18 protein-coding genes, 1 pseudogene, 1 riboswitch and 1 other annotated feature are annotated in these 25,605 nt (G+C 53.6%); of the genes and pseudogenes, 4 read left to right on the forward strand and 15 right to left on the reverse strand.

The features are described 5' to 3' along the window. Positions 1 to 2: 2 nt before the first annotated feature. The 4 genes from PBOR_RS27470 to PBOR_RS27485 form a co-directional block, all read right to left on the reverse strand. Complete coding sequence (locus tag PBOR_RS27470) at positions 3 to 1,379, reverse strand: bifunctional folylpolyglutamate synthase/dihydrofolate synthase (protein ID WP_042217058.1); 1,377 nt, start codon at positions 1,377 to 1,379, stop codon at positions 3 to 5. Between the two features lie 5 nt (positions 1,380 to 1,384). Continuing rightward, positions 1,385 to 4,021 carry a valine--tRNA ligase gene (locus PBOR_RS27475; protein ID WP_042219986.1) on the reverse strand — a complete coding sequence of 879 codons (2,637 nt, stop codon included), beginning with the start codon at positions 4,019 to 4,021 and terminating at the stop codon, positions 1,385 to 1,387. Positions 4,022 to 4,290: 269 nt separating this feature from the next. Further along, positions 4,291 to 4,573 (reverse strand) — a binding site (T-box leader). Positions 4,574 to 4,861: 288 nt separating this feature from the next. Beyond that, positions 4,862 to 6,331 carry a LysM peptidoglycan-binding domain-containing protein gene (locus PBOR_RS27480; RefSeq protein WP_042217059.1) on the reverse strand — a complete coding sequence of 490 codons (1,470 nt, stop codon included), beginning with the start codon at positions 6,329 to 6,331 and terminating at the stop codon, positions 4,862 to 4,864. A gap of 137 nt (positions 6,332 to 6,468) precedes the next feature. Continuing rightward, positions 6,469 to 7,890 carry a glycosyltransferase family 4 protein gene (locus tag PBOR_RS27485; protein WP_052429657.1) on the reverse strand — a complete coding sequence of 474 codons (1,422 nt, stop codon included), beginning with the start codon at positions 7,888 to 7,890 and terminating at the stop codon, positions 6,469 to 6,471. 199 nt (positions 7,891 to 8,089) lie between these two features. Between PBOR_RS27485 and PBOR_RS27490 the strand changes: the two genes are divergently transcribed. Further along, positions 8,090 to 9,331: a GGDEF domain-containing protein gene (locus PBOR_RS27490; RefSeq protein ID WP_042217060.1), complete on the forward strand. Its 1,242-nt coding sequence runs from the start codon at positions 8,090 to 8,092 to the stop codon at positions 9,329 to 9,331. Positions 9,332 to 9,467: 136 nt separating this feature from the next. Here PBOR_RS27490 and ypfJ read toward each other — a convergent pair whose 3' ends face one another. The 8 genes and pseudogenes from ypfJ to hemC form a co-directional block, all read right to left on the reverse strand. Further along, positions 9,468 to 10,325, reverse strand: a complete 858-nt coding sequence (gene ypfJ / locus PBOR_RS27495) for a KPN_02809 family neutral zinc metallopeptidase (protein ID WP_042217061.1) — start codon at positions 10,323 to 10,325, stop codon at positions 9,468 to 9,470. A 170-nt stretch (positions 10,326 to 10,495) separates the two neighbouring features. Beyond that, on the reverse strand, positions 10,496 to 11,050 hold the full coding sequence (locus PBOR_RS27500) for a hypothetical protein (RefSeq protein ID WP_042217062.1): 555 nt from the start codon (positions 11,048 to 11,050) through the stop codon (positions 10,496 to 10,498). 130 nt (positions 11,051 to 11,180) lie between these two features. Then, positions 11,181 to 11,618 (reverse strand): hypothetical protein, encoded by a 438-nt coding sequence (locus tag PBOR_RS27505; protein WP_042217063.1) that lies wholly within the window; start codon positions 11,616 to 11,618, stop codon positions 11,181 to 11,183. 872 nt (positions 11,619 to 12,490) lie between these two features. Next, positions 12,491 to 13,252 (reverse strand): annotated as a pseudogene (locus PBOR_RS27510) (RluA family pseudouridine synthase); the annotation flags it as partial. 86 nt (positions 13,253 to 13,338) lie between these two features. Next, complete coding sequence (gene hemL / locus PBOR_RS27515; RefSeq protein WP_042217064.1) at positions 13,339 to 14,640, reverse strand: glutamate-1-semialdehyde 2,1-aminomutase; 1,302 nt, start codon at positions 14,638 to 14,640, stop codon at positions 13,339 to 13,341. A gap of 44 nt (positions 14,641 to 14,684) precedes the next feature. Beyond that, complete coding sequence (hemB, locus tag PBOR_RS27520; protein ID WP_042217065.1) at positions 14,685 to 15,683, reverse strand: porphobilinogen synthase; 999 nt, start codon at positions 15,681 to 15,683, stop codon at positions 14,685 to 14,687. A gap of 153 nt (positions 15,684 to 15,836) precedes the next feature. Further along, positions 15,837 to 17,384 (reverse strand): uroporphyrinogen-III C-methyltransferase, encoded by a 1,548-nt coding sequence (cobA, locus tag PBOR_RS27525; protein WP_042219989.1) that lies wholly within the window; start codon positions 17,382 to 17,384, stop codon positions 15,837 to 15,839. Positions 17,385 to 17,405: 21 nt separating this feature from the next. Next, positions 17,406 to 18,413: a hydroxymethylbilane synthase gene (gene hemC / locus PBOR_RS27530; protein ID WP_042217066.1), complete on the reverse strand. Its 1,008-nt coding sequence runs from the start codon at positions 18,411 to 18,413 to the stop codon at positions 17,406 to 17,408. Positions 18,414 to 18,473: 60 nt separating this feature from the next. On the opposite strand from hemC, the gene PBOR_RS37190 reads away from it, so the two are divergent. Beyond that, the gene (locus PBOR_RS37190) at positions 18,474 to 18,863 is read left to right on the forward strand and encodes a hypothetical protein (protein WP_157764143.1); all 390 of its coding nucleotides are present in this window, start codon (positions 18,474 to 18,476) and stop codon (positions 18,861 to 18,863) included. A 489-nt stretch (positions 18,864 to 19,352) separates the two neighbouring features. On the opposite strand, the gene PBOR_RS27545 is transcribed toward PBOR_RS37190, so the two are convergent. The 3 genes from PBOR_RS27545 to hemA all read right to left on the reverse strand — a co-directional run bounded on the left by PBOR_RS27545 (position 19,353) and on the right by hemA (position 22,777). Further along, a complete protein-coding gene (locus PBOR_RS27545; RefSeq protein ID WP_042217069.1) occupies positions 19,353 to 20,000 on the reverse strand; it encodes a precorrin-2 dehydrogenase/sirohydrochlorin ferrochelatase family protein in 648 nt (215 codons plus the stop codon). A gap of 552 nt (positions 20,001 to 20,552) precedes the next feature. Next, positions 20,553 to 21,380: a cytochrome c biogenesis protein CcsA gene (ccsA, locus tag PBOR_RS27550; RefSeq protein ID WP_042217070.1), complete on the reverse strand. Its 828-nt coding sequence runs from the start codon at positions 21,378 to 21,380 to the stop codon at positions 20,553 to 20,555. Positions 21,381 to 21,385: 5 nt separating this feature from the next. Next, entirely contained in the window at positions 21,386 to 22,777 is a 1,392-nt protein-coding gene (hemA, locus tag PBOR_RS27555) for a glutamyl-tRNA reductase (RefSeq protein WP_042217071.1), read from the reverse strand. Positions 22,778 to 23,243: 466 nt separating this feature from the next. Then, positions 23,244 to 23,346, forward strand: a riboswitch (purine riboswitch). A gap of 117 nt (positions 23,347 to 23,463) precedes the next feature. Here hemA and PBOR_RS27560 point away from each other — a divergent pair. Next, entirely contained in the window at positions 23,464 to 24,024 is a 561-nt protein-coding gene (locus PBOR_RS27560; RefSeq protein ID WP_042217072.1) for a phosphoribosyltransferase, read from the forward strand. 57 nt (positions 24,025 to 24,081) lie between these two features. Beyond that, on the forward strand, positions 24,082 to 25,593 hold the full coding sequence (locus PBOR_RS27565; RefSeq protein WP_042217073.1) for an IMP dehydrogenase: 1,512 nt from the start codon (positions 24,082 to 24,084) through the stop codon (positions 25,591 to 25,593). Positions 25,594 to 25,605: the final 12 nt, after the last annotated feature.

Genomic DNA, 25,605 nt, shown 5'->3' on the forward strand with positions numbered 1-25,605 from the left:
CGTCACCAGCCTTTTTCAGAATCGGGTTGCCGTAAAAGCGTACTGCGTACATCAGAAATCAAATACAGCGTTCCGGACACGACCGCAAGGTCATCGTCCGCTGTGATCGTCTGCAGCAGATGCAGCGCTTGGCCCCAATTACGTTCTACTATGATTTCCAAGTTTTCCTTGGCATATTTATTCCGCAGACTTTCTGCGATGGCCTGCAGATCTTCCGCGTCCATTTTCTTCCGGAAATCCGGTTCGGTCAGGATGAGCGTATCCACTATAGGCAGTATATGCTTGAGATACGACTCGTGATGCTTATTTGCCAGCATCCCCATGAGCAAATTTAATTTACCGTAAGGCCCAAACTGCGGAAGACTCTTGGCCAGGCTCTCTGCACCTTCCGGATTATGCGCTCCGTCCAGAATAATTCTCGGCGAAGTGCCTACTTCCTCCAGCCTTCCGGCCCAGAACGTGCCGCGGAATCCCTCCAGCACATCCTCGTCCTCCAGCATGAAAGCCATATACTGCCGCAGCACCTCAAGGGCCATCATAGCCCCAGCAGCATTCTCAAGCTGATGTTCACCTTTCATCGCAATATCAAGCTCAAGCGAGCGGAAAGGACCTTTGAAGGTGAAATGCTGGCGGCCGTCCCTCATTTCTACATTACTGTAGCTGAAATCTTCTCCCGCCAAATAGAGAGTAGAGCGGGTAGCCGCCGCCTTCGCCTTCAGCACGGCAACGGCTTCCGGCTGGCTCACACAGCTGACTGCGGGAACGCCCGGCTTAATAATCCCGGCTTTCTCACCGGCTATCAGCTCCAGTGTATCCCCCAGCACATCGGTATGATCATGCCCGACATTCGTGATTACAGACACAACCGGGGTAACGATGTTCGTTACATCCAGCCTTCCCCCAAGACCAGTCTCCCATACGACTACATCCGGATAACAGACTTCACCATAATAGAGAATCGCCAGCGCCGTCGAGACCTCGAACATGGTGGGCGAACCGAGTTCGCCGGCCGCAATCTCCTGAACCAGCGGACGCAGTTTATTTACGAGTTCCAGCAAAGTTTCTTCGGGAATATCGGCTCCGTTGTACTGGAAACGGTTAGTGAATTTCGTGATATAAGGAGAAGTAAAGGTCCCCACCGTGTAACCGCTCTGAATAAGCACACGGGTCAGAAAGGCACAGGTGGAGCCTTTGCCGTTCGTCCCCGCTACGTGAATGAACTTGAGCTTGCGGTGCGGATGACCCAGCTTCTCCATCAGAAGCTCTATCCGTTCAAGACCCGGCCGGATACCGAAAGGAATCAGGCTGTTAATCCAGTCTACTGCTTCTGTATAAGAACTTAAGGGAGCGGCACTGCCGCTCCGGGTGATCTTTTCCATGTCCCTTATCCTCTCAGCTCTGCGATACGGGCCAGCACCTTCTCGCGTCTATCGGAATAGTCCGCCTGCTTCGCCCGCTCCTCTTCGATGACTTTAGCTGGTGCCTTGGCGACAAAGCCCTGATTGCCGAGCTTCTTCTCCACGCGCTCAACTTCGCTGTTCAGTGTCTGGACTTCTTTTTCCAGACGGGCAATTTCCTGTTCAATGTCAATCAGTCCTGACAACGGCAGAAGCAGCTCAGCTCCTGTAACTACAGCAGACATTACTTTGTCCGGTGTCTGCGGCGCAAGGCCCGCTTCGAAGGAAGAGGTGTTGCAGAAGCGCCCGATGTAATTGTCGTTGCGGGAAATAATGTCCAGCGTTTCCTGACTGCCGGCTTTGATGATCAGTTCTACCTTCTTGCTCATCGGCACATTCACTTCCGCACGGATATTACGAACGGCCCGGATGACATCCATCAGCAGGTTCATCTCTGCCACTGCCTGCGGATTCTCAAGCGCAGAATCATATTTCGGCCATTCGGCCAGCGTGATTGTGTCGCCCTGATGCGGCAGATGCTGCCAGATTTCTTCCGTAATGAACGGCATGAACGGATGAATCAGGCGCAGCGTGCGGTCCAGCACATAGGCCAGAACCGATTGCGTCTTAGCCTTGGCGGCGGCGTCCGCTCCATAGAGTGAGAGCTTGGCGAATTCGATGTACCAGTCGCACAGATCATCCCAGATGAAGTTGTACAGCAGCCGGCCGGTCTCGCCGAACTCGTACGAGTCAATTAGACGCGTAATATCACGGGAAGTTTCGTTCAGGCGGTGCAGAATCCAGTGGTCCGCCGTGCTGAGCTCACCTGTAATGTCAATATCTTCAAAAGAAACACCCTCGAGATTCATCAGTGCAAAGCGTGAGGCATTCCAGATCTTGTTGGCAAAATTCCGCGCCTGCTCTACCTTTTCCATCCGGAACCGCAGATCTTGACCGGCTGTGCTGCTTGTCGTAATCATGTAGCGCATAGCGTCTGCGCCGTACTGCTCGATTACATTCAGAGGATCGATACCGTTGCCGAGTGATTTGGACATTTTGCGTCCTTCAGCATCGCGTACAAGACCATGCATCAGCACGTCGGAGAATGGCTTCTGTCCGGTGAATTCCAGAGCCGAGAAGATCATGCGGGCTACCCAGAAGTAGATGATATCGTAGCCGGTAACCAGCACATTGTTCGGATAGTAACGCTGATAGTCGCTGCTGTTCTCATCAGGCCAGCCCAGTGTGGCGAACGGCCAGAGGTTCGAGCTGAACCACGTATCCAGAACATCCTCATCCTGCTTCAGGTCTGTCAGGCCGCTGATCCGGCGTGCTTCTTCTTCATCATTCGCAACAACGATCTCCCCCGTAGATTCGGAGTACCAGGCCGGAATACGGTGGCCCCACCACAATTGACGGGAAATACACCAGTCCCGGACATTCTCGATCCAGTTCAGGTAAGTCTTCTCGAAGCGGTCCGGTACGAAGTTAACACCGCTGCCATCCTTCTGCGCTGCGATGGCCGCTTCTGCCAGCGGCTGCATTTTTACGAACCACTGGGTGGACAGGTATGGCTCAACTACGGCTCCAGAACGCTCGCTGTGTCCAACCTGGTGCACATGATCCTCAATGGAAACCAGTACACCCTGCTCTTTCAGGTCGGCAATAATCGCCTTCCGGCAATCACTGCGGTCCAGCCCCTGATATTTGCCTGCTTCCGCATTCATAATTCCGCCTTCATCCATCACATTAATCTGTGGAAGATTATGGCGCACGCCCATCTCAAAGTCGTTCGGATCATGTGCCGGGGTAATCTTCACCGCGCCGCTGCCGAAATCCTTATCTACATAATCATCAGCGATAACCGGAATTTCCCGGCCGATAATCGGCAGGATCAGGGTTTTGCCGATAAGATCCTTGTAACGGTCATCTTCCGGATGCACGGCAACCGCTGTATCGCCCAGCATCGTTTCCGGCCGGGTTGTAGCTACAGTAATATAGCCGCTGCCGTCCTTAAGCGGATAGCGCAGATGGTACAGATGGCCATTTACCTCTTTATATTCAACTTCGATGTCCGACAGAGCCGTACGTGCAGCCGGATCCCAGTTAATAATGCGTTTGCCGCGGTAGATCAGGCCTTTCCGGTACAGCTGAATGAATACCTGGCGGACGCCGCTGGACATTCCTTCATCCAGGGTGAACCGTTCACGCGAGTAGTCCAGCGACAAGCCCATCTTGGCCCATTGCCCGTGAATCGTCTCCGCATATTGCTCCTTCCAGGCCCATACCTGCTCCAGGAACTTCTCGCGTCCCAGATCATGGCGGGAGATCCCCTGCTCGCGCAGCTTCTGCTCTACCTTAGTCTGTGTAGCGATACCCGCATGGTCCGTTCCCGGCAGCCACAGCGTATCATAGCCCTGCATCCGTTTGGTACGGATCAGAACATCCTGCAATGTGAAATCAAGCGCGTGCCCGATATGCAGCATCCCCGTTACATTCGGCGGGGGAATTACAATGCTGTAGGGCTCGGCATCCGGACGTTTGCCGGCTTCGAAGAAGCCTTGCTCCATCCAGTAGGCATACCATTTCTTCTCCGCCGACCCCGGATCATAGGTAGTCGGCATATCGCTTTGCTTGTGATTCGCCGCCGCGGTGTCTTCTGCCGCTTCCAGCTGGTTCGGCAGCTCCGCTGCTGTATTGTTGTTATCAGCCATTGTGAACCCTCCATTAGTGAAAATGATGAGATGCTTTTTGTATTCTGTAACGATCTGACAAGTGGAAACGGCTTTGCCGTCCTTTCTAAGGACGGTACCGTTTCAGCGAGAAATATAAGGAGGTTTGATAGAGTGAAACATATAAATCCTTATATTTAAATACAAAAAGACCCTTCGTCTCAAAGGACGAAAGGCCATTCTTTCGCGGTACCACCTTTGTTTCGCGCTAACAAAAAATAAACCTCTGCCTCAAAACCCTTACAGGTCCGGCTTAGCGCGACACTCATGCAGATAACGGCTGCTTCCGGCCACATCCTAACCTGATCTCCATGAAGATGAAGGCAAGCTCAGAAGGGCGACTCCGGGGCGACTTCGGGGGCTGCATCCTGCGGAAATTCACAGCAATTACAATTCCGCTCTCTGAAGGGCTAACCGCCTACTCTTCCCGTTCCCAGTCTTTATGTTAGTTATTACTTATGTCAATAATACATTCAGTCCTATTCCTAGTCAACCAGCATACACACAAAGGGCAGAGTTTATACCGCCTGGTTCAAAAAAACGGCTAACGGAGCTGTATACACAGGGCTAACAGAGATTAATACACAGAGAACCGCCCATCTATCTTACTTCCCGCTCCAGATCACGTTGACGATATTATATTCCACATACAAAATAAGGCTGCCCCAAGCAGCCATGTCATGGCTTGCGGGACAGCCCCAGCAACTACCTGCTCGTATTCCCCGATCTATCCTAGGGAATATATAAAACCTGGCCTTCTTCTACACTCTGTCCGGAGAGCCGGTTGTACATGGACAGCTCTCTTGCACTGAGCTGATATTTCTCGGCAATCGTATCCAGCGTTTCTTCCCGCTGGACGATGCAGAGCCGTACTTTACGGAACAGCTCTGTTCCGCCGAGGCCGCCGATGAACCGGCTCTTCCACTCGGTATCATTCCCCGCCTCAGGAATAACCGCCGCTTTGGAGGCCACTTCCTCAGAATGGAGAATTTCCTGTTCCTTGCGCGCACGGCTGGAGCTTAGCAGTGAAGAGAAGGTCAATGGCTCCTGCTCGGCAATTGCCGGATCTTTTTTGCTGCCAAGCGCAATCTTGAGATCCTGCTTCTCCTCCTGTGGAGGTAAGACTTCCTCGGACACGAGGTTCTCATTGTCTACAGCCTGAATCTCTTCAGGTACTTCTGCATTCTCGGCTAACACTGCCGAATCATCACTGGCAGCGGATGTGAGTACCGGCTCATTCTGAAGGTCGGCATGAAGACTGGCAGTGCCCCAGTGATCCACGGTATTCAAAGCGGCTGTTCCCGCCGGGCCCCCTGTCTCCTCCGCCCGCGGCACAGCGGATATGGAAGCCGTCTCCGCAAGATCAAACGGACTTACATAATTCGCCGTACCTGCCTGGAATGAATCGTTTACCGCAGCTGGCTCTCCTGTCTTCTCACGGGAAGGAAGAAAGTGGCTGGATACCGGCTCCGGCACAGCCTTACTGTAGTTCTGCCCGGAATCTGCTCTTCCGGATGGAGCAGTTGCGGGGGAGGCATCCAGGCTATGTGTCCTTACCTTGGGTTCCTTGTCCTTCAGCTGAGCGGAAACATAGGCCGAAGGCTGAGTGTATACAGAGCCTTCCAGGAATAGTGGATTTCCGGCGGTTTCGGCAGAATCAGCATATTCCTGCTCCTCCACAGAAGCCTCCGCAGCGCCTTCCCCATAGGTCCAGAGCGAATTCTCATACAGTGCATCGTTATCCTGCCCGCGGTTAACGGCCTCAGCCTCTGCCTTGTTGTCTTCAGCCTCAGGCGCGTAAGCTACTGTGTACTCCTCCTGCTGCCAGGCCGGCTGGTTATCCGCGCTTCCGATTCCGCGCAGCGAGAGCACCCCTGTAATGTTGACGGTTCGCATCGTAAGCAGGTCAATATCGAAATTCTCGATCTCCACCCCTATGTCTTCAAGTGAGCTGACCCGGGTCAGCGGGACTGTGATTTCAACGGGAATCGCATGCTCCAGACGCTGTGTGCGATCATCTTCCCCCCGGTAGAGTCCGGTGAGCAGCAGTTGCCCGTGCAGTTCGGCCCGGTCCTCCCGCTGGATTACCTGGATGTCGGGAATCAGCTCGACTTCCTCCAGCTCAGCTATTCCCGGAAGCTCTTCCGAAAGGTGAATGCGTTCATAAATATCAAACCTCAAGCCGTGTGACTGGTCAAACACGGGAAATGTCCTCCTTCTTGGCATAATCTATCCCTGAGACAAGCCCAGAGCATAAGCCCAAAATGTTACTCCACTCATGTATATGCTTCAATCAGGAAGGCATGACAACTTTGCCGCCTACTTTGGCGGACAGGAGCTTATTTCGGATCGGCAAGCACCGTAAGGGAATCCGGAATGGAATAATCCTGCGGGAGCCTTGCCCGCATGCTCGCCGCAAGCGGAATGCCGGGATACATCGCATTCAGCACATCGGCTGGATGGAAGGCTCCGGGAATGGCGGCAGCTGCCGGCTCTGCCCCAAAGGCTGAACTGGCTGCAGGACTGTGTACACCCTCCCGCATATTTATGGCTTTACGGTACACATTCAGCGTTCCGGCCGCCATGACATCCAGCGAACGGCTGCGCTGCGCCCACTCCCTTGCCTGGAAGCCGGTGCGTACTCTCAGCTCCTCATTACCCAGCAGCTGCTCCAGCAGCCGGGCCAGCTGGGCGGCATCGCCGGGAGGAACGATCCAGCCGGTCTCGCCGTGACGGACCATCTCCGGCATACCTGAAGTGCCGGCGACTATCGGGGCTATACCGGCAAGCTGAGCCTCTGTAACCGAGAACGGCTGTGTATCCTGCAGGGAAGGCTGCACATAAATATCAGCCTCACTTAGTGCTGCCGGGATATTGTCCAGCTTTCCTGTAAAGCGGATATGCTCCAGAATCCCAAGCTCGCTCGCCTGTTCCCTTAGTTCCTCGCGCAGGCTGCCGATGCCGGCCACTACACAGATCCAGTCCGCCCGCCGCTTCTGCAGCATTCCAAGAGCCTCGATCAGCACATGCACTCCTTTGATATATTCCAGGCGTCCTGCATACATGATTACCTTGGTTCCGCCTCCGATCTTAAGCGGTGAAGGCTTCGCCGCCCTGGCCGCATACTGCTCCAGATTTACTCCATACGGCAAAGTATGAATACGTTCCCTGCTTATGCCGAGTTCCCGGGTCAGCTGTCCAATCCAATTCGAAGAGACCATAATCAAGTCGGCCGACCGGGCAGCGAGCGCCTCGATCCGGCGGAAATATCGCCAGATCGGCCGGCTCTCGTACTCCTCACGGGTAAGCTCAGGTTCAAGCCCTTTGTATTCATAGTAGGCTTCCCGGGACAGCACACCGTGGACACTTGAGACCAGCGGGACCGGCCGGCGCATGATCCGCCGCAGCGCGTACGAGGCTATAGGGTCCTGGGCATGGATGACATCGTAATTCTCCAGCCCCAGAACCGCAGCTCCACCCTCGAACACATAACGTCCCAGCTCAAAGCTGAATATGCCATGCTCCAGATGCAGATGCGGGAATAAGGTAATATCGAGGTGCGGGAGCAGCAAGGTATAGAAGGCTTTTTTATCAAAAGAAGCATTCTGTCCCAGTAAATACAAGGTGTTGTTCTCCACATGGCTTCCCATCAGCGTAACGGAGTGTCCCTGCTCGCTCAGCTTATCGGCAAGTTGTCTCATATACGTCCAGATCCCGCCCATATTGGTAAGGCCCCAGTAGGTAACCAGCAATATTCTCATAATTTCCTCTCCCCGGCTTATAGATTCACTCGTGCACGAGAGCAAACGGCTCCACATTAACAAAGTATTATATGAACGCTGCCGGTTATAGGACATGGGTGTATGGTTCAATCATCTAAAAAAATCAAAAATATCTTTATCATCAAAAAACATCTTTTCGGTTATAATCGGTATAAATCCTGAAAGGAAAACTTCTGTCATGTCTAAAGCACGGGTATTTGACCTTTCCCTGTTTGCCGCTTCCGTTGCTATAGCCTTCATTCCCAAACATGCTATAGCTCTGGACGATACATATATCAAAGCGCTGGTGCTCTATACGATCTTCTCCAGCTTCTACTTTCAATTGCGCATCGTGACCCGGAGCGGGAATTCTACGATAGATTATGCGATCAGCTATACCTCTTCGTTCGGAATTTTCGCCGGACCGCTAGGCACCTTTCTGTTCGAAACCGTATACCGCTTCATTGTGTTTTTCTATAAAAAGAAGACAAAAACCGCCGATCCCGGCGAATTTCTCGATACCTTCTACAACATCGGGTCCTTCACACTGGGCGGCTCGGCTGCGTATTATCTGTATACAGTGCTTCACCCTTTTGCGGAGAGATTTCCGCTTGGATACTGGCTCCTGTTTCTCCTGGTGGTCTGCGTAACCACATTGCTGTCCTCCACTTTCCTGATCATAACCTTCGCGATTTCTGGAGACATCAAGACACGCAAGGAAGCCCGTCATCTGCTGTTCCGGAGCCGTAACCTGCTTGACTTCAGCAAGGTAGCCTTGACCAATGCGCTGCTCCTGCGCCTGCTGCAAATGGAGAAATGGGAAATGCTGATCGCCCTCTTCCTGCTCAATTACATCGTCAGCCTCTCCTTCTATTCCAAATCACAAAGCGCCCAGCACAAATATGAACGCGATAAGTTCGAGCAGATGGCTTACCGGGACTTCCTGACAGGAACCTATAACCGGGCCCACATGGACAAGATGATGAAGGAGCTGAACCAGAGCGGGGAATATATCGGCATTGTAGTGGCGGATATCGACCGTTTCAAAAAAATCAATGACTCTTACAACCACGCCGTCGGTGACCGCGTCATTATTCATTTTGCCGATACGCTGAAGAAATTCCTGCACGAAGAAGACATCCTGTTCCGCAGCGGCGGGGAAGAGTTCACCCTGTTTCTCAGGAACAGAAGCTTTGAACAGTGCCAGGCGCAGATTCAGGACATCCTGGACAGCCTTCACGGACATAGCGTAACCGCAGAATTCGAGGACCAGGTGATCAGCGTGCCGTATTCAGCCTCTTTCGGACTGTACTATTACAAGGCAGATCCGGGCCAGAAGACTTCTATGGAAAAAGGCTATGTCTACGCCGACCAGCTTCTGCTGGAATCCAAAAAACTCGGCCGGAACCGGCTCTCGTACCGCAATGATCTCCGTCCGTAGGCAGACTTTAGAACGGTGAAGATCAGGTACGGGAGCGCTGTGCATTAGAACAAGAAGAGCCTTTCTCCCGGTAATCGGAAGAAAGGCTCTTTGCTGACAGCTTTTGCGGGTACCGCTCAGCCGCTTCAGTTTGGCCCTAAAGCTCAGCAGCATTAAAGGTATCTCCGCCTTCAATGGTGCCGGAGTTGAACCCTTTGTAGAACCAGCGTTTGCGCTGCTCGGAGGTGCCGTGCGTGAAGCTGTCGGGCACCACATAGCCCTGTGCCCGCTTCTGGATCGTGTCGTCACCCACCGCGCTCGCCGCGGTTAAGGCCTCCTCCAGATCCCCTTCCTCCAGCAGATTCATACCCTGGGCATGCTTCGCCCATACCCCTGCATAATAATCGGCCTGCAGCTCAAAGCGGACCTGATATTTGTTGAACTCAGTCTCGCTGAGGCTCTGGCGCAGCGAGTTCAGCTGCTCGGATGCGCCCAGCAGCGTCTGCACATGATGCCCTACCTCGTGGGCAATTACATAAGCCATGGCGAAATCGCCCGGCGCATTGAATTGCTGCTGCAGCTCATCGTAGAAGCTGAGATCGATATACAGCTTGGCATCCCCGGGACAATAGAACGGCCCGACTGCCGAACTGGCGGTTCCGCAGGCAGAGTCCACGCTGCCGCTATAGAGCACCAGCGTAGGATCCTGGTACGTTTTTCCCTGCTCCTGGAATACCTCGGACCAGACATCCTCGGTATCTGCGAGTACGACAGACACAAATTCCGACAATTCCTTCTCCTGTGCAGTCTGCTCATATGGAGCGTTAGAGCTGGTGCTGGAGCCTGTGGAAGTCAGATTGCCCATAATGTCACCGATATTCCCGCCGCTCAGCAGCGTAACGATCACCACAATAATAATTCCGCTAATTCCGCCGCCAATAAGCTTGCCGCCTCCGCCTCTGCTTCCTCTGCGGTCTTCTACATTCGAACTGCCTCTTCTGCCCTGCCATTTCATGGCCCAACCCCCAGTTATGATTTCCGGTTACAGGATGTATTTCACCTTAATACTGTTATACCCATAATCGCAGGGGTCCCACTCGCCCATCCTTGTAGAGAGAACATAAAAAAGACTCCTGCACAGCCGCAGCCGTGAAGGAGTCCCGCAAACAAATATTAAAAGGGCAATTATTTGGCAGCTTTAGCAGCGTCCAAAATTGCTTTCAGATAGTTAGAGGTATCCACCAGAGTAGCGCCGCTCACTGCGTCAACTACTTGCTCTGCGGACTTCTTGCTAAGTGTCATTTCAAGGGATTTGATTGTTTTGCCTGTAGCGAATTTCTCTACAGCAGCAATGTTCTTGTCATAAGAAACTGTGGAACCAGCTGCTTCAGCCATATGCTCGCTATAGTATTTAGCGTTAGCTTTCTTGGAAGCCAGAACTACGTTAGGGTCTTTGTAGCCGTTCAGACCAAAATCCTTATCGGAGTTAGGAACGCCAGTTGCTACATCTGTGCCCAGGAATTGATAATCATCCAGCGAAGCTGCAACGATTACGCCGTTCTGTACTACAGCAACAGCTACTGTGAAGCATTTGGTACCATGGGCAGCCGCTTCCACCCGGCCTACCTTAAGTGGTGCGCTCGCTGCAGATGTTACACTGTTCAGGGCGCCGCTGTTGCCTACCCCTACAAGTGCCAAAGAGATACCGGCTACGAGCATTAGTTTTGTTACTTTTTTCACAAAGATTCCCCCAGTTAATGTTATGAGAAACGCTTACATACTATATTTATCAATATATTGGATATCCGTCTGTTACAAATGTTACTAGAAAACTGCAAATAATTGGGATATGTATTTTTAACAGGCAAAATCAGCTGCAATTCTCTTTCACAGTCACTTTATCATTCGTTATCGTGACCTTTGAATATCCGGATAAAGATTCGGTGTAGGAGCATATTCCAACGGTTTGAGCTGCCTCCGGCTCTCTTGGATCTGTATATTTCAGATAAATGCCCCCCTCACCGCTTATGCTAAGCCGGGGTCGGATTTTGATTGTTTCTCCGCTTTTTAGAGGCTTGCCCAGCTCGTCTGCAGAAGCACCGGCAGCCGCACTCGTTACCACGCCTGTCTCAAGGAGGCTCAAATCAAAGTCGGACTGGTTGTCTACTGTCACCTTGAAGCTCTGGAACTGGGCGGCTATACTCAAAATGCCATATTTGCTGTTCAACTGCACTGCCATTATTATTCCGGCGGCAATAACCGCTATACCCATTGCTGACACCAGGATTACTCTGCGATTGCGTCTCAAAGACTCATCTCCTTTACAGGAAGACGAACTGCAACGCGGAAATGTATCAGAGGGACCCTGCGCTCCGCCGGAATTTTATCAGCCGGGTAGGCTTGGGTAACTGAACAGCAAGGGCTGGAGAAGAAACAGCGGCGTTGGCCCTGTTCAGCCAGTTTCTGTCACTTCTATCAAACTTTTCTGCAGAAGGTCAAAAAAGCAGCGCCTCTCCTATGGGAGAATCGCTGCTTTGCTTAATTTATATAGCCCCGCGGATGAAGATCAGCTGCTATATAATGTTCCTTTTCAAATAGAAATTCAGTAATAGTTGTATAATGTGCAATTAAAAACAGCGAAAAGAGATGCATGCCTCTTATAACTGTATTCTGTACAACTAAATCCGCTTGAATCGGTGAAAACCTTCTATAACCGGCAGTTTAATTGCACGAAATACAACTAAACGGATAACCGGTTGTAAAACAGACGATTTAGTTGTACAAAGTGCAATTAAGCCATACTGCATACTCCTAGGCGTTATACTAATTCAGCGGCTCCCCGCCTAATTGCTCACGAAGACGCCGCATATCCTCCGGCCATGGATCGGCCACCTCGATCTGGCTTCGGGTCCAGGGCTGGGCGAAAATAAGCTTCTCGCCATGCAGCGCCTGGCGGTCTGCCCCCGCCGGCTTCGCCTTGGCCTTGACGCCAGGCTTAACCTCCGGCCTGCCGGGACCTGCCAGTTTGCCCGGCTCCTGCAATCCGGGTGTAATGCCCGCCTTCTCCTGCTGCTCGAACCAGGCTGTAATCGCAGACTTCACCTTACCCGGTTCTGTACGCAGCGGCAGGTTCTCCTTCTTGCTGCCACCCGCATGAATACCGGCAGTATGCCAGCCGGGTCCGCCGTATAGGTCATCCCCGTACAGCGGATGGCCCGCATGGCTGAGGTGGACACGGATCTGGTGGGTACGGCCCGTCTCCAGCTTCACCTTCAGCACAGTTCCGCCAGGCAGCGCTTCCCGGCCGATGATTCGCGTGACCGCCGCCTGTCCTCCGGGCGAGACCCGCCGGCGGGCCGCATGATGGCGGTCACGGCCGATCGGGGCATCGATCACGGTAAGCTCAGGCGGCACACTGCCTTCCACAATCGCCGCGTACAGGCGGGATACGGTTTTGTCGCGCATATCCTCATCCAGCACCAGCTGGGCGTATTCGTTCTTCGCATAGAGCACAGGTCCTGTGGTATCCTTGTCCAGCCGGTGGATATGGCGGACGGCCACTCCTCCGCCGGAAGCGGCATAATGCGCTGCGACAATATGATCCAGCGTTACGCCTGCTCCGCTGCCATCCGGATGAACCGCCATGCCGGCCGGTTTATGGACCACGAGGCAGAAGTCATCCTCGTACAGCACTTCAAGCTCCTGCCATACCGGCTCAATACCCGCTTCCCGGTAGGGGAACAGGGATAACATCAGCCGGTCGCCCTTCCACTGGATGCCGCCCTCGCGGCGCAGTCTAGCATGCAGCTTCTCCGGCATACCGGCTGTGCCGAGCAGCCAGGCGTCAATGGCTGCCTGCCTGTCGGCCGCAGCCGTAATCACCCGACCCGGCATGACTTGAAGCCACTCTCCGCGCCGGATCCATTTGCCGCCGCCGGTGATGTTCCTGATGACCTCGCCAGTATTCCCTGTATCTGCATCCGCTCCACCAGGGATACTTGTGCCGGACAACTCCTCCGGCCCGCCTGTCATAACGACTTCAGGGCATTATAATGGCCCTCAATCGTATCATCAATATCCTGCTCGCTGTGCACAGCGGATACGAACATGCCTTCAAACTGGGATGGGGGAACGCTGATGCCCTGATCGAGCATTTTGCCGAAATAGCGCTTGAACAGATCCAGGTTGCTGGTCTTGGCTGTCTCGAAATTGAATACCGGCCCTTCAGTGAAGAACGGGCATACCATAGAGCCAACACGGTTAATCGTGAGAGGGATGCCAGTTTCCTGCGCGTTACGCTTAAGGCCCGCTTCCAGACGTGCACTCAGCACCTCCAGACGGGTATACACTTCAGGTGTCAGCAGCTTCAGCGTGCTGTAACCAGCCGCCATGGCCAGCGGATTCCCGCTGAGCGTACCTGCCTGGTAAATCGGACCGGACGGAGCGATTTGCTCCATAATCTCTCTTTTGCCGCCATAAGCACCTACCGGGAGACCGCCACCGATTACCTTGCCAAAGCAGGTCAGATCAGGGTCCAGCCCGAACAGCCCTTGCGCACAGCCGCGGTCCACCCGGAAGCCGGTCATCACTTCATCAAAAATCAATAGCGCGCCATACCCCGTAGTCACCTTACGCAGACCCTCCAGGAAGCCCGGAAGCGGAGGCACTACGCCCATATTCCCGGCAATCGGCTCAACAATCACAGCGGCAATCTCATTGCCGTAACGTTCGAACGCGATTTTGACCCCTTCTAGGTCATTGTAAGGTACCGTAATGGTGTTGATGGCTACGCCTTCCGGCACACCGGGGCTATCCGGCAGACCCAAAGTAGCTACCCCGGAACCGGCTTTGATCAGCAGGCTGTCGGCGTGGCCGTGGTAGGAGCCTTCGAACTTGAGGATTTTGCTGCGTCCGGTATATCCGCGGGCCAGCCGGATGGCGCTCATCGTAGCTTCCGTCCCCGAATTCACCATGCGCACAATGTCCACCGATGCTACACGTTCCACGACGGTCTTGGCCATTTCGGTCTCCAGCAGTGTGGGTGCGCCGAAGCTCGTCCCTTTAACCGCAGTCTCCTGCAGCGCCTTCACCACTTCCGGATGGGCATGGCCCATAATCAGCGGTCCCCAAGAGCAGACGTAGTCGATGAAGCTATTGCCGTCTATATCGTAGATACGTGAGCCTTCGCCTCTGTCTACATAAACCGGGGTCAATCCTACGGATTTGAACGCCCGGACCGGGCTGTTGACCCCTCCCGGAATATACTGTTTCGCTTCTTCAAAAGCTGTGCGGGAAGCCTCTTCCCTGCGTGTAAGCGGCACATTGCCCATGCTTTTTCACTCCTGCTCTGCTGAATTATACAGCTGAATATAGTCTAGCCGCGCAGCCAGCGGGCTGCATCCTTGGCGAAATACGTAATAATAATATCTGCTCCGGCGCGCTTCATGCCGGTCAGCATTTCCAGGACAACTGCCTGCTCATCGATCCAGCCCTGCTGTGCGGCCGCTTTTACCATTGAATATTCACCGCTCACGTTGTAAGCCACCAGCGGCAGATCGAACTGGTCGCGGATCGTCCGGATGACATCCAGATAAGCCAGCGCGGGCTTAACCATCAGCATATCAGCGCCTTCCAGCACATCTGAATCAGCCTCACGGATCGCTTCCCGCAGATTGGCCGGGTCCATCTGGTACGTCTTGCGGTTACCGAATTGCGGTGCAGAATCCGCTGCTTCACGGAAGGGGCCGTAGAAGGCGGATGCGTATTTTACCGAATAGGACATAATCGGCACATGCTCGAAACCATTCTCGTCAAGGCCGCTGCGGATTGCCTGCACGAACCCGTCCATCATATTGGAAGGCGCGATAATATCCGCACCGGCCCGGGCCTGGGATACCGCCGTGCGGGTCAGCAGCTCCAGTGAAGCATCGTTGATCACATCGCCATGTACTACGCCGTCAACTGTATGGGTATGTACCATACCGCAATGGCCGTGGTTGGTGAATTCACACAGACAGGTGTCGGCGACAACCAGCAGCCCGGGATACCACTGCTTAATCAGCCGGGTAGCCTCCTGCACAATGCCGTCCTCAGCGAATCCGGAGGAGCCGATGGCGTCCTTCGTTTCGGGAATGCCGAACAGCAATACGGCCGGAATTCCCAGGGAGGCAATCTCATCCACTTCCGCCTTCAGGGTATCCAGCGAGAAGTGATACACGCCGGGCATGGAGCCAATCTCATTCTTCACGCCGGTTCCGTAGGTTACAAATATCGGCTGGATAAAGTCCAGCACGTTCAGGACGGTCTCCCGCACCATTCCGCGGATTCCGGCTGTACCGCGCAAGCGGCGGTGTCTAGTAATTGGAAAGCTCATTGGTGTTTCCTCCTGTACAGTAAGTAATTAAACACATCTATCTGTCTCAAGCATTATTCGAATATGAAATCACAAAATGCAAAGTTGAAATGCAGTGTTCAAACTTTCAGAGCCCAGATTGCATTAGCGGAATAACGGAAACCAGGCCGCAGGTTATCTGAGCCTAGTTGTTTCATTCCAGCGGCAGAGCTCCTGCACTAGCCCTTCGATCGTCGCTTCGTCCGGGAGCAATCCCGGAGTCAACCCGGCCTCCACAGCAGTCTGTTCGGTTACCGGACCTATGCAGGCGATTTTGACCCCCGCCAGCAGCGTCAGCGGATCTTCCAGGCCCATCCGTTTCAGGATAGAGATGAAGTTGCGCACCGTAGAAGAGCTGGTGAAGGTGACCGCATGAATCCGTTTCTCTTCGAGCAGCTTCACCAGTTCAATATCATCTTCACCAGTAACCACAGTCTCATACGTATCCACTTCAGTCACTTCCAGCTCCAGCTCCTTCAGCTTGCCGGGCAGCCACTCGCGCGCCAGATCGCCGCGCGGCAGCAGCACCTTCTGCCCCGGCTGCAGCTGATCGCCGAAGGCTTCAATCAGCCCTTCTGCCTGGAACCGTCCAGGCAGCACTTCGGCAATCAGCCCGCGCCCGGCAAGCGCCGCAGCCGTACCCGGTCCCACCGCACATATCCGCGCGCGGTGCAGACCGCGAAGATCCGTCTTCAACTGCGCCAGATGGCGCATGAAGAAGTCCACGCCGTTCGGACTGGTGAAGAACACCCAGTCGTACTCTGGAAGCCGGCCAAGCGCTGAAGCAATCTCTGCCTGCTTGTCCGCATCACGCTGCATAACTGTCTCAATGACGGGGAACTCATACGGTTCGCCGCCAAGCTCCTCGATCCGGTCTACCAGTTCGCTCGCCTGGCTGCGGGCCCGCGTCACCACAATCCGCTTGCCGAACAGCGGCATCGCCTCAACCCACATGAGGTGCTCCCGCTGGAGCACTACATCGCCGACAACGATAACGGCCGGCGGCTGGAAATCCGCCGCCTTGACCTTCGCCTCAATGTCGGCAAGCGTGCCGGTCAGTGTCTCCTGATCGGCACGTGTCCCCCAGCGCACCAGCGCCACCGGCGTTTCCGGCGGACGCCCGTACTTCATCAGCTGGGCGCTGATATATCCGATTTTGGCGACGCCCATCAGGAACACCAGGGTTCCGGTGGCATTCGTCACCTTATCCCAATGAATGGAATGATCCAGCTTATCCGGGCTCTCATGTCCGGTAATGATCGACAGGGAAGACGCAGCCTCCCGGTAGGTTACCGGAATACCGGCGTACGCCGGGACGCTGATAGCCGAGGTAATGCCCGGCACAATCTCATAGTAGATGCCATGGCGCCGCAGCAGCTCCGCTTCTTCACCCACCCGGCCAAAAATCACCGGATCTCCGCCCTTCAGACGCACTACCGTTTTGCCCTCCAGAGCGAGATCGACAAGCAGCTGATTAATGTCCTCCTGCTTCATCGTATGGCGGTCCGGCAGCTTGCCTACGTATATTTTCTCCCCGCCCGGCTTCATCCACTTCAACAGCCTTGGACTCGCCAGCCGGTCATAGACCAGCACATCTGCCTTCTGGATACACTCCAGACCTTTAACCGTAATCAGCTTCGCATCCCCGGGACCTGCACCTACAAGATAAACTTTCCCCGCCATCTCCGTCATCCCCTTATCACCTTATCCCTGAACATCCTGTCCCTTTACATCCGCCAAAATCTTCTCTGCGCCCCTGGCAATCAGCTTGCGTGCAACCTCCGCACCGAGCTGCACCGGATCCTTCCCGGTACAGGTTTCTTTAAGGATTACCGATCCGTCCGGTGTTCCCACCATTCCGGTTAAAGTGATTGACGGGCCGCCTTCTCCAGAAGTCCCGCCGGAATGAATAGTCCCGGTTGTTCCCGTTGTCCCGGCCTGCTCCGTCTCCAGCACAGCGTAGGCGCCGATCGGCACCTGACAGCCGCCGTTCAGGGCGCCGAGGAATGTGCGCTCCGCCGTCACCGTAAGAGCGGTGCGCTCATCATTGTAGAGCGCGAGCAGCTTGCGCAGTTCCTCATCGTCCTCACGGCATTCGATGCCGAGAGCTCCCTGGCCCACAGCGGGCAGGCAGATTTCCGGCGGCAGATAGGCCGTTACTCTGTCCTGCCAGCCCATCCGCGACAAGCCCGCCGCTGCCAGCAGGATCGCGTCGTATTCGCCGTTCTCCAGCTTCCGCAGCCGCGAGTCAATATTGCCGCGTACCGGCTCAATTACCAGATCTGGCCGGAGCGCGGCCAGCTGGCTGGAGCGCCGCAGGCTGCTTGTGCCTACGCGCGCGCCCTGCGGCAGATCCTCAAGGCCAGCTCCGCTGCTTGAGATCAGGCAGTCACGTGGATCGACACGCTTCGGCACTGCACCGTTAATCAAGCCTTCCGGCAATTCGGAAGGCATATCCTTCATACTATGTACTGCCATATCGATTTCTTTGGCCAGCATGGCCTGCTCAATTTCCTTCACAAAAAGACCCTTACCGCCCACCTTGGACAGGGTAACATCAAGAATCCGGTCGCCTTTGGTAACAATCTTATGCACCTCAAAAGTAAAATCAAAGCCATGCTCCCCGCTAAGCCGCTCCAGATCGGCAATCACATGTCCTGTCTGCGTCAGCGCCAGCGCACTCTGTCTGCTGCCCACAATAATCTTCCGCATGAACCATTCCCCCTTTCAAGTTACCTGCACCCGCCCTGTTTCCTGCACGATACCTCTCATTTGCTCATCCACGCCAATTTTGCTGGAATCAAGAGCACTTTTGCCCTTCATTTGCTCATTCGCGCCACTGTTGCTGGAATCAGGGGCACTTTTGCCCTTCATTCGCTCATTCGCGCCACATTTGCTGGAATCAGGGGCACTTTTGCCCTTCATTTGCTCATTCGCGCCACATTTGCTGGAATCAGGGGCACTTTTGCCCTTCATTTGCTCATTCGCGCCACTATTGCTGGAATCAGGGGCACTTTTGCCCCTCATTTGCTCATTCGCGCCGCTTTTGCTGAAACCAAAGGGATTTATCCCTCTAATTTGTTCATTTTGGCCGATTTCGTTGGAATCAAAGGGATTTATCCCTTTATTTTGCTCATTCCGGCCGATTTAGCCGGAATATAAGGGATTTATCCCTTTAATTTACCGCACAACAGTCAGCTTTGGTCATTCCAGCCACATACCCGCGAATCCGCCCAGTTCAGCGTCATAAACACATCCAATTAGTCCACTTATTTATCCATTAGTCTAATGAATTATTCGACTATACGACCATTCAATCGTTCGTCCATTCAATCGTCTATTCAATAGGCAGGCCGTCAAGCATCAACCCACCATTTCGTTTGGAACAGCTTCAGCTGCACGATTTAATCGGCAACTTGAGTCAATTTCTGCCGCCGCCTTTGTCTTTACAGACATAGTTTTGAAGCAGTCTCAATGATTGATGGATTAGTTTTGAAGCAGCCAGAGCAGATGCAAACTTACTCCGCAATTGCAGCAGTTATACTTGATGCTTGCTCCATCCACTCATTCCATCTACGCCTCCCGATGACCTGCTCCATCCACTCATTCCATCAACATCTCCCGATGGCCGACTCCACCCGATCATTCCGCCTACTCCCCCCGGTTACACGCAATCCAGGATTCGATAACCTCTGATGTCCATGGTATAAAGGTGCCCTGTCTCATCTCATTCAACACATCCAGCTTCCCCAGCTTCCGCAGCAGCCGTGCGCGAACCTCAGGTGATGGCTCCAGCCGCTTGATTTCGGTGCGCAGCTCATGCAGGAAATCCAAATAAGGCTCGTATTCCCCGCCCAGCAGCCCGGCGATCTGCGACGTAATCTCCGCGGCAGCGGACGGCCCCGCCCCAGAGGTCGAGACCGCAACCGTCAAGCGCCCCCGCCGGAGGATGCCGGGCGTGATGAAGCTGCCCGCCTCTGCATGGCTGGCTACATTAACCGGCAGGCCCAGCATCCGTGCCTCCCCGGCAACAGCTTCATTCACCGCCCTGTCGCTGCTGGCGGCATAGACCAGGATAGCTCCCTGAAGATCACCGGGAGCATAGATGCGGCTGATCCATTTCAGCCGCCCCTCCGCAGCCACTGCGGACAGCGTCCCGCTAAGCGCAGGACTGACAATCACAAGCTCCGCTCCTGCCTCCAGCAGCGGAGCCGCTTTACGTTCAGCCACAGCTCCGCCGCCGATTATTACCACCCGCCTGCCCTGAACATCCAGCATAATGGGCAAATATTTGCTCATCCCGCCTCACTCCAGCAACCAAGATATCCATACTCCAAAATCATAATAATCTAGCCCGCTAAATTTAGAACTCTTCCTCAGTAACACTACCGCATCTGCAGCACTCAAGTGTACAATGAACAGCTTATCTTTATCCGTCTCAGCACTCCCTCACATTTCGCCTGCCTCATTAGCTGCATCAGCACACAGGACATTTCGCCTGCCCCATTAATTATCTGCATCAGCACGCCGCACAATTCCCCTCTTCTTACCCGCCTATACATTCCAGCATAACGCCTTGCTTCTAATCCACCTGTGCTCTTGAGCACAATATAAACACTTCTCATCGGGCATACCGTAATCCAGCACACTATCCGCCTTCGCACTTCCGGCACACGATCCACCTTCGTACTTCCAGCACACGATCCGCCTTCGCAATTCCGGCACGCAATCCGCCTTCGCAATTCCGGCACATGATCCGCCTTCGCACTTCCAGCACACCATCCACCTTCACACTCCAGCCCTAGCCCAATTCCCGCGCTTCATCACCCCAGCATGAATCTTGACATCCCCTCACTCCCCGCCCCAGCCATGGAACTCAGACCAAGAATTGAGCAGGAAATTAAGAATGATAAAACCATAGCCGGTGATGGCCCAGCGTGCCATCGCAGTGCCGCTTCTGCGGCCGGAAACCTTCAGTACTATATAGAGTATGTAGACTCCGAGGCCGATAAGCGTAGTCAGCACCTTCAGATCCTGAAACAGCGGCGTCCGCCCTTCCGCGATAATCGACAAGCCAGCCAGAATCAGCGAGGCCAGCAGCAGCGGCACACCGGCAAGGATGGCGGTATATGAATATTTGTCCATCGTCTCCAGGCTTGGCAGCCTGCGGACACGGTCATCCCATTTCTTGTTCTTAAGCTTCGTATGCAGAAACAAATACATTATCGCAAATACGGTCCCCAGTGTCAGTGCGGCAAAGCTCAAATTAGCCAAAATCACATGCATCGCCAGCCAGCCGTGCACTGCACTCCAGCTCTGCAGCGTATGGTCCTCTGCGGTCAGCCATACCCGGTTCAGCAGAAACACGCTGAACCCTGCCATGCTGAGCAGCAGAATCGTAAACTCGCCGCCGCGCGTGTAAGCTACCGCAAGCGAGATCACCACCATGCTGAAGGAGAACCAGAACAGAAAGTCATACGGCGTGAAGATCGGCAGCCCGCCCTCCTGGGAGAAGCGGATCGCCAGCCCTGCAAGCTGAAGCAGGCCCACAACAGCAAGAAGCCCTGTGCCCAGCCGCTTCCCGCCCGGATTACGCCGAAGGCAATCCGAGAAAACAAACAGCAGGCTCAGGGCATATAGCAGCAGAGCGGCATCATATATTCCGTTCAGCAGTTGCATGTCGCTCACCCGCCCAGCAGGCCGGCCGGGGCAAACACCGTCCCCGGCACCGCGAACTTTCCGCCGGAGGATATTTCAGCAGGCGTCTCCTTAGCCGGTGCAGCACCATCGCCTCCCGGACCCGGATCCAGCTGCTCCTGCAGTGCAAAAATCTGGGTGAAATACTCCAGAGCTTCATTCCCCTGCTTCCCGCCGGACAACTCCTTGATGACATTAATCGGATCATGCATCATCTGGTTTACAATACTTTTGGTCAAGCGGCGGATGACCTTGCGCTGATGATCATCCAGTTCAGGCAGCTTGTTGAACAGACTGTCCATCGTTTCTTCATAAATCCCGTTTGACTTGTCCTGCAGCGCACGGATCACCGGTCTGACACCGAGCGTCTTCAGCCACAGCTGGAATTCATCCATTTCCTCGCTGATCATCACTTCTATCTTGGCCGCCTCACTGCGGCGCATTTCCAGATTGCTCTCCACAATGCCTTCCAGATCATCTATATCATAGAGGAAGACATCCGGCACACTTGCCGCAGCAGGGTCAATATCGCGGGGCACGGCAATGTCGATCATGAACAGCGGCCGTGACGGCCGGCGCTTCATCCCTTCAGCCACTTGGGCAGCCGTCAGCACATAACCGTCCGCTCCCGTAGAGCTGATCACAATATCCACTTCATCCAGACGCTTCAGCGCTTCCTCAATTGTACTCGGCTTGCCCGAGAACTTCTCGGCCAGCTCCACCGCCCGGGCCAACGTCCGGTTGGCGACAATAACCTCAGCCGCGCCGCTGCTGTACAGATGCTTCACCGTCAGCTCGCTCATTTTGCCGGCACCGAGAATGAGCACTCTTTTACCGGTAAACATCCCGAAGATCCGTTTGCCCAGCTCCACCGCTGCATAACTGACCGAAACCGCACTTTCGCCGATGGAAGTCTCGCTATGCGCACGTTTGCCGAGCGTCACCGCCTGCTTGAACAGCCGGTTGAACCACGTTCCGGTTACACCCTCCGCCTGGGCAGTCAAAAAAGCACTGCGCACCTGTCCCAGGATCTGCGTCTCGCCGATCACCATGGAATCCAGGCCGCAGGTTACACGCAGCAGGTGGGCAATCGCCTGCTCGTCTTCATATATATACATATGCTGCGCAAATACATCACTTTTTACACCGAACCACTGCTCCATGTAGCTGCGGATGAAATATCCGCACATATGAAGGCGGTCCACGACCACATAAATTTCCGTCCGGTTACAGGTGGCGACTACGACCCCTTCCAGAACGCTCTTCGTCTGCATCAGCTGATGAAGCGCAGCAGGCAGATCCTTCTCGGCAAAAGCGAACTGTTCTCTCACCTCTACGGGAGCCGTACGGTAATTCAGGCCAACGACGACAATATGCATCGCTTGTTCACCATCCTAATCTCTATTCATTGGTGTAGGCACTGTTACAGCTTATAAGCTGAAATTAGTATCAAATTCACAAGATCTCAAATCGCTGTGTTAAGTATATCACATCAAAATACGGCTTTTTACAAAACCTTTGAACTATTTATGAATTGCAGATAATAATTATTATAAATAAAAATCCGCGAAAGCACCATGCTTTAGAATGGGTTATTTAGAGTTTATTTATGAATCTTTTACTTGCTTATATTGATTATTAATCTGAAGAGAGCCCGGCACCAAACAGACTGTCCAAAAAAACACTTCGAGCGTTCTTATGAAATGTCATATTATATAACACATAAATGAATTATTGACACACTTTATTGCGGATGATAGCATATAACAAATGATACGAGTAATATTATATAACGCAAGAACCTGTTTTAACCTATGAACGTATTTTTAAGTCAGAAATATGTCAGGTATTCAACTAAATATCTCTTGTATAAGCTCGTTAATTTGGTATGAGCGTATCTACAGGCAACCGTAAATTGCCCCAGGCTACAAGAGGCCAGACAAGACACTGAAGAAACCAGTGAAGGAAACACGGCTATGCCGGACTCTCCTCCTGACGTACCTGTCTTGTCCTGCGCCTCTTGGTCCTGGGGTTTTTGGTATCTATAATAGAAGGAGTGAGGGCAATGAGTGCATCCTACGCACGGTTAAGTGAATCGATCAGCCAAGCCAAGAATGTGAGGATTTACAAAAATAAAGACATCGCCTATGACTTCAAGCTGTACCCTTTCGGAGAACGCGGAACTTACATTGCCCCTGAGCTGATCAGTGAAATTACCGATAGTCTGGCTGAAGCGATCACGGAACAATTCCCGGATTTCGACTACATTGTTTCGCCTGAACCCGGCGGACATACCTGGGGCATGCTGGCGGCCTACAAACTGATGAAGCCGATGAACATTCTGCGGCTCAGTACAGAGCTGTATGAGAATTATGAGGTCAGCATCAAGCGCGAGACGGCGTATAACGAGAATTATATATATTTTGACGGTTTCACTTCCGGTGACCGGGTGCTGCTGCTGGATGATGTAATTAGTTCAGGCGCTACCATCCGCTGCATCGCGGACCAAATGTCCGTTATGGGTATTGAGCTTGTCGGGGTGCAGGCGATTCTGGCCAAAGGGGAACACTACAAGCAGCTGGAAACGGACATCGGGGTGCCGGTACGGTTTCTATCCAAGGTATGAAGTGTATAAATCTACAATCGCAGAATTAATGAAACTTTAGCAGGGGAGTGACAAGCCATGGCTTATTATTATGAGCAGCCTTCAAGAACCTTCAGTGAGTTCCTGCTGGTGCCCAGTCTGACAACCAAAGAATGCATACCGGGAAATGTCGATCTCCGGACGCCTGTAACCAAGTTCCGCAAGGGCGAAACGCCTGCGCTGACCATGAATCTGCCCGTTACGTCAGCCGTAATGCAGGCCGTATCCGATCATAACATGGCGATTGCCCTGGCCAAAAGCGGCGGTATCTCCTTCATCTATGGTTCCCAGTCTATTGAACAGCAGGTCGAGATGGTCCGCCGGGTCAAGAAGTTCAAAGCAGGCTTCGTCCTCAGCGATTCCAATCTGCGGCCGGAGGATACCCTTCAGGATGTATTAGCGCTAAAAGCACGCAGCGGTCACTCAACCATAGCCATTACGGATAACGGGGAACCGACCGGCAAGCTGATGGGCATCGTCACCAGCCGCGACTACCGGGAGAACCGGCTACCGCCGGATTGCCCGATTACGGAATTCATGACGCCGTTATCTTCATTAATCTATGCTGAAGAAGGCATCACACTAACCGAAGCCAATGATATGATCTGGGACCATAAGCTGAATTGCCTGCCGATTGTTAATGCCAGCGGCCATCTTGTCCATCTTGTGTTCCGCAAGGATTACGACAGCCATCAGGAGTATCCGCTGGAGCTGCATGATGACAACAAACAGCTCATTGTCGGCGCGGGCATCAACTCCCGGGATTACAAGGAGCGCGTACCGGCGCTGGTGGAAGCAGGCGCAGATGTCCTGTGCATTGATTCCTCTGACGGTTATTCCGAATGGCAGGCCGAAACCATCCATTATATTAAGGATACTTTCGGGGACAATGTGAAGGTTGGCGCAGGCAATGTGGTCGACAAGGAAGGTTTCCTGTACCTCGTGGAAGCCGGGGCGGATTTCATCAAAGTCGGCATCGGCGGCGGCTCCATCTGCATTACCCGGGAGCAGAAAGGCATCGGCCGCGGCCAGGCCTCTTCCGTTATCGAAGTAGCGGCTGCCCGCCAGGAATATTATGAGCAGACCGGCATCTATGTTCCAATCTGTTCGGACGGCGGGATTGTCCATGATTACCACATTGTGCTGGCCTTGGCAATGGGCGCTGACTTCGTAATGCTGGGCCGCTATTTTGCCAGATTCGATGAAAGCCCCGGACGCAAGCTGCTGGTCGGCGGGAACTTCGTGAAGGAATACTGGGGTGAAGGCTCGAGCCGTGCCCGCAACTGGCAGCGTTATGACTTCGGCAATGCCGACAAGGAGAGCAAGCTGGAGTTCGAGGAAGGCGTGGATTCCTTCATTCCCTATGCCGGCCGGCTCAAGGACAATCTGGATCTCAGCATCAGCAAAATCAAATCAACCATGTGCAACTGCGGCTCGCTGACCATCCCTGACCTGCAGCAGAAAGCAAAGATTACACTGGTTTCCTCCACAACCATCTTTGAAGGAGGCGCACATGATGTTATGCTGAAGGAAAAGGACAGATCATCCTGATCCAATTCCGAT

Source organism: Paenibacillus borealis, from assembly GCF_000758665.1.
Classification (GTDB): Bacteria; Bacillota; Bacilli; order Paenibacillales; family Paenibacillaceae; genus Paenibacillus_AQ; species Paenibacillus_AQ borealis.